Source organism: Clostridium sp. AM34-11AC, assembly GCF_003435375.1.
In the GTDB taxonomy this organism is placed as follows: Bacteria; Bacillota; Clostridia; order Lachnospirales; family Lachnospiraceae; genus Pilosibacter; species Pilosibacter fragilis.
Window position 1 is genome coordinate 1 of the sequence record NZ_QWGL01000080.1, and the last position, 3,014, is coordinate 3,014.

The 3,014-nt window shown below is 45.7% G+C and carries 4 protein-coding genes; all 4 read left to right on the forward strand.

All coding sequences use genetic code 11. From position 1 onward, the window contains the following. Nucleotides 1-549, forward strand: a 549-nt coding sequence (locus DW826_RS17705) for a DUF4368 domain-containing protein (RefSeq protein ID WP_117553330.1), incomplete at its 5' end; no start/stop codon positions are given. Nucleotides 550-553: 4 nt separating this feature from the next. Continuing rightward, nucleotides 554-931, forward strand: coding sequence for a TnpV protein (locus DW826_RS17710; protein WP_021630767.1), 378 nt, complete (start codon nucleotides 554-556; stop codon nucleotides 929-931). A 13-nt stretch (nucleotides 932-944) separates the two neighbouring features. Continuing rightward, on the forward strand, nucleotides 945-1,229 hold the full coding sequence (locus tag DW826_RS17715; protein WP_117553331.1) for a DUF6809 family protein: 285 nt from the start codon (nucleotides 945-947) through the stop codon (nucleotides 1,227-1,229). Between the two features lie 131 nt (nucleotides 1,230-1,360). Further along, a complete protein-coding gene (locus DW826_RS17720) occupies nucleotides 1,361-2,893 on the forward strand; it encodes a hypothetical protein (protein WP_021630765.1) in 1,533 nt (510 codons plus the stop codon). Nucleotides 2,894-3,014: the final 121 nt, after the last annotated feature.

The window sequence follows — 3,014 nt, forward strand, 5'->3', positions numbered from 1 at the left end:
GACAGCAGATACGCCACTCTGGACGCTCAATACGAAAAGGAGCAGACCGAGCTTACCGCTGAAATCTCTGCTCTGGAAAAGGCAGTCAAGAGCTATGAGAAGCACGAAAAGGACGCTGACCGTTTTATCGCTCTGATTGACAAGTATGAGAACTTCGACAAGCTGACCATTGCTATGCTCAACGAGTTTATCGAGAAAATCCTTGTGCATGAGCGTGACCGCAAAGGCAGTATACAGACCACACAGGAGGTCGAGATTTACTTCAATTTTGTTGGGCGATTCGTTCCCCCGGCGTTTGGAGAAGCGGAGCTTACCCCGGAGGAATTAGAGGAAATCCGCAGGCGTGAGGAACGCAAGGACAGGCTCCACCAGAACTACTTGAAGCGGAAAGCCAATGGTAAACAGAAAGAGTATGAGGAGCGCACGAAAGCCAAGAAAAAAGCGGAGATTGAAGCCAGAAAACAGGCAATCCGCACCGAGGATATTGCCAGAGGGGTATTTATCCCGGTGAGCAGTTTGCCGCAGCTGGGACCGAGAAAGGGAGCGTGATTTTATGAAAGAGTTGAAACCGAGAATCCATGAGAACGGTATGGACTATGTGTTGGTGGGCGACTACTATGTGCCGGACTTGAAGCTGCCGGAGGAACGCCGACCTATTGGGCATTGGGGACGCTTGCACCAGTCCTATCTGAAATTGCACCGTCCCATGCTTTACAACGAGCTAATTTTGTCCGGCAGCCTCCACACCGTCGTTGCCGATCTGAACGAGCAGGCGGCAGACAGGCTGGACTTGATTATCCGGCAGATGATGAAAGCCGAGGGCGTGACCGAAGCCATGAAAGCGGAAAATCAGATGTTATGGGTGCAGTCAATGAACTCCATCCGCTGCCGGGCAGAGGAAATCATCAAGACGGAACTAATCTACTGTTGAGAGAGGTAAAGCTATGATTTTGGAAGCCATGTATAATGGGGAGTTTTATCCCTGCGAGACAGTTGTACCTACATCACCGGAATACCGAAAGGCAGTCATAGCCTGTGAAAAGCTCATGAAGCAATTGTCCCAGCGGCTCAGCAAAGAGGACTATGAGCTGGTGCAGGAACTCCGGGCGCAGACAGCAATCGCCCAATGTGAAGAAAGTGAAAGTCACTTCAAGTATGGCTTTTCCGCTGGGCTGATGTTCAGCAGGAAGCCCATGAACAAGTGCAGCAGAAGAAAGAAAAATGGATGAAGAAAGCCGCCTGAGCAGAAAGAAACTGTTCGGGCGGTTTCAGCATTCGCCAGTAGATTTATTCACACTCTTGTGATAAAATTTACTACAATCAAGAGCGTGATAGCACTAATTTTATGGGGGGATGCTTAATGAATAGAATTTTGAAAAAATTTTTACAGCGGGGTGTCGATTTAAGTCCTGTGGGAGTTGAACTCCGTGAGGATAATACAAATTATTTTTGTACCCCAAAAGGGGCATCGGTTTTTGGATGGGCAGGGATAGATGGTATCCACTTCTGTTTCATTCGTGGATTTGGAGAGATGGTTTTCTCTGTCAGCCCCATGAATACTTCTCCTGATTATGTTCATCCAGTAGCTGAAAATTTTACCGACTTTCTGCGGCTTATACTGGCTTGTGGTGATGTGGCGGCAGTGGAACAAGCGTGGATGTGGAACGAAGCACAGTTTGAAGCCTTTCTCAATGAAAACCCTACAACCCAGGAACAACAGCAAACTTTATCGGAAATTTCAGAGAAGATGAATTTGTTGCCTATGGAACAACCGTGGACATATATCAAAAACCTGCAATCTTCCTTTGATTACAGTCAGATTAAATACACAGAAGATTATTACGATAATGATATGACTTCAGAAGCAGAATTGGTTGCCCCTGAATGGAAGGTCTATTTTGATGGAGATTTCTGGGGACATCGAGGTAAAGACCGTGCCGGAAAAGAGATCAAGCTGGATAAACAATTCGATTGGGCTGGATATCATTGGGTAATTCCGGCAGCTTATTCATGTAGCAAAGGACTTGTCGTTGATTTTTGTATGCGAGTTGATTCAGAAAGCATCCGTGACTTCATGAAAAAATGGAATCTGGACTGGGAAAATGACTCATGTGAAAATTTTACCCGTGAGCAACAGATGCAGATGGAATGGGAAAACCCACTTTGTTTTAACTTCAAACCTTGCTTGAAGTTAAACGAGAAAATATTACAGACAACCCATGGCTGCGCTGTGAGCTTTAATCCTTGTCTGCCAGATGGCGTTATCAATGAGTTGGAAGCAAAATGGGCAATCGACCATTATGGGCTGGATAGTACTTATGGCTGGGTCATATGCAGAGACGTATTTCCTTGGGGAACCAAGCATCACCCTGAAATCAATAAACTTTTTCTTACAATGGAGCAGCAACCAGGACAAGTTCCAGGCTCACATTTCAAAGTTCACGCACCCGGAGATTCATTTATGTTTTCCCATCCTGTTAGCGGAATAACCCATACACTGACCGTGCAGGAAATAGAACAGCAGACAGTTCCTCAAAATAGTTTTGGTTCTGATCGCTGGATTTATCCGACACATTATATTGCCATGAGTTATACACTTACCCCTGAACCGATGGAGAACATTTCGGTTTTTGACTGTGATGAAGGCGATAGACCGATAGAAGTTACACCAGACGATCATTCGTTCCGTCCAGTTGGCAGTAGTTCCTGTTTTGTTGTTGGTGTTATTGGTGGTGCAGATGGTCCGACAGCAGTTATATATGGAACAAATTCACAAGAAAAACTTCATGCTGCTTGTTCTGCTCTGCACTTTGAACCGGTTGGTGATGATGTCGAGTGGCGTATCTTGTTCAATGTTACGCAGTTTGACAAAGAAACATTCCCAATTATCTAAAAATACCCTTAGAACTCTAAGGGCGCACTTCTATACTCTCCTATCGGGAGTATCGTGCGTCCTGCGGAGCTTCATTCTCTGTCAGCAGAAGAAAACTGCATGACCGAGAATGTTGCGTCAC